Annotated in this window: 1 protein-coding gene; it reads left to right on the top strand. The window is 52.0% G+C overall.

What is annotated here, in order from left to right; all coding sequences use genetic code 11:
- Nucleotides 1–576 precede the first annotated feature (576 nt).
- Nucleotides 577–2,238, top strand: a complete 1,662-nt coding sequence (ltrA, locus tag WFH18_RS17265; protein WP_005167203.1) for a group II intron reverse transcriptase/maturase — start codon at nt 577–579, stop codon at nt 2,236–2,238.
- Nucleotides 2,239–2,350: the final 112 nt, after the last annotated feature.

Below are 2,350 nucleotides of genomic sequence, written 5' to 3'. Positions count from 1 at the left end.
GTGCGACACGAAGTCGCTTAATGAAGTTGTTCCCCCCTGCGGGAACCACCCGTGTCACCGGGTGAATCTAGAAGGCTGAATAAAGAGCGCCTTCGACAATGTAACGAGGCACCGCAAGGTGCGGGGTATCAATCGTGAGAGGCGTACCCTTCTGGCAGCCATAGCCGGACAAGGGCTAGATAATCGGTATGGTGAACACATGTGAATCTGCGTAACGATCGTTAAGTTGAACGAGCGGAAATGGCTGATACGCTCGAACCAAAACGGTAATGGAGGTGGGAATTGCGTCTTTCGACTACGCATTCGTGACCCATACGCCTCCCGGTCGATAGCAGGCACCTAAGCCGATGTACTTCAGTAAGCGGAACGTGGAAATCCCGTATTACTCCCATTGGGAAAGCAGTTTGCAAAAACTGCCCATGGTGATGCGGGCGAAGGAACGAGGAAAAAGCGAATGCCAGTCTGTAATGGGTTGGATAGAGGTTGAAACATTACCCCACGCGAAAGCGGGCTGACGTCCTTATGGTCTCTCATCACAAGAGAGTGTGTAGAACCCTTTTAATGGAGGGAGAGCAAATGAATGCAGCAGTATCAGCGTGTGCACCTTCCAGCACATCGTGGGACAGCATCGATTGGATTGCTGTACAGCGTCATGTCAGAGGGCTGCAAGCGCGTATTGTGAAGGCGGTACAAGACGGCAGGCATAACAAGGCGAAAGCTTTGCAATGGCTGCTGACTCACTCGTTTAGTGGCAAAGCATTGGCCGTCAAACGAGTGTCTGAAAACAAAGGCAAAAACACGGCTGGGGTCGACAAGGTGACTTGGAATACACCCAAGGCCAAGACCGGTGCGATGATGTCGTTGAAGAGGCGAGGTTACACGCCCCTTCCGCTTCGGAGAGTCCTTATTCCGAAGAAAAATGGCAAGATGAGACCTCTCGGGATACCCACGATGAAATGCCGGGCCATGCAGGCGCTCCATCTGCTGGCTTTGGAACCCATCGCGGAGACCATCGCTGATCGGAACTCTTATGGGTTCAGACCGCAACGCTCAACCGCGGATGCTGCAGCACAGTGCTTTGGTGTGCTGTCAAGAAAAGTAAGTGCGGAGTGGGTGCTAGAGGGTGACATTCAAGGCTGTTTCGACAATATCAGCCATGACTGGATGATCGCCAACCTCCCAATGGACAAGGTGATTCTACGGAAATGGCTCAAAGCCGGTTACGTCTACCAAAGCAAGCTGTTTCCCAGTCTTTCCGGAACACCGCAAGGAGGTATTATCTCCCCGGTGCTGGCCAACATGACCTTGGACGGACTGGAAACGATGCTGGCGAAGAGGTTCTCTAACGCCAAATGGACAGGCAAAAAGCTGCAACTGGTACGGTATGCGGATGATTTCATCATCACGGGGTATTCTAAAGAGTGGCTCGAAAATGAAGTTCGTCCTGCCGTGGTTGAATTTCTGGCGCAGCGCGGTCTCGTGCTCTCTCAGGAAAAGACCAAAATCACGCACATAGGGAACGGGTTCGATTTTCTTGGCTGGAACGTACGTAAGTACAACGGCAAGCTACTGATCAAGCCGTCAAAGGCAAACATCAGCGCTCATCTTGACAAGCTGCGAGCATTAATCAATGCAAACAAAGCGACACGACAGGCCACTTTGATCGGTTTGCTCAACCCGATTCTAAGGGGTTGGGCCAACTATCATAGTCATGTCGTTGCCAAGAAGGTTTTCAACCAGGTAGACAACGCAGTGTGGGAAATGCTCTGGCGATGGGCTGTACGTCGCCACCCTCGCAAGACACTCCGATGGGTCAAAGATCGGTATTTCAAAGTACAAGGAGCGCGTCGATGGGTGTTCTCATGTGATGAACAGTCCGCCGATGGTCGGAAGCGACAATACACATTAGTGTCTGCCTCGGACACGCCAATTGTGCGACATATCAAGATCAAGGCTGCTGCTAACCCTCATGACCCCGCATGGGATGAGTACTTCGAATCCCGATGGGGTAAAAGAATGCTGGTCTCCGCAAAGGGGCGAGCCAAGCTGTATCGGGTGTGGCTAAAACAAGGTGGTCGCTGCTGCGCCTGTCTTAAACCAGTCACCAAAGATACACCATGGCACAGCCGTCATATTGTGAAGCTAAGTCATGGTGGAACGGATGCAGTTGCTAATCTTGAGATTTACCATCTGTATTGTCCGAGGAGTGTTCAGTTTGCCAATGTCAACGATGTATAACCGGGTGCCGAATGGCGCCTTAGCAGAGGCTTGAGCCGTGTGCTGGGAAACTCGCATGCACGGTTCTTAGGGGGTTGGACGTAGGTAACTGCGTCTGACTACCCGACAATCA

The sequence above is a fragment of the Acinetobacter sp. USHLN143 genome, assembly GCF_037145695.1.
Taxonomy (GTDB): Bacteria; Pseudomonadota; Gammaproteobacteria; order Pseudomonadales; family Moraxellaceae; genus Acinetobacter; species Acinetobacter fasciculus.
Note: the sequence above shows the minus strand (reverse complement) of the source record. Positions and strands in the feature narration are given on the sequence as shown.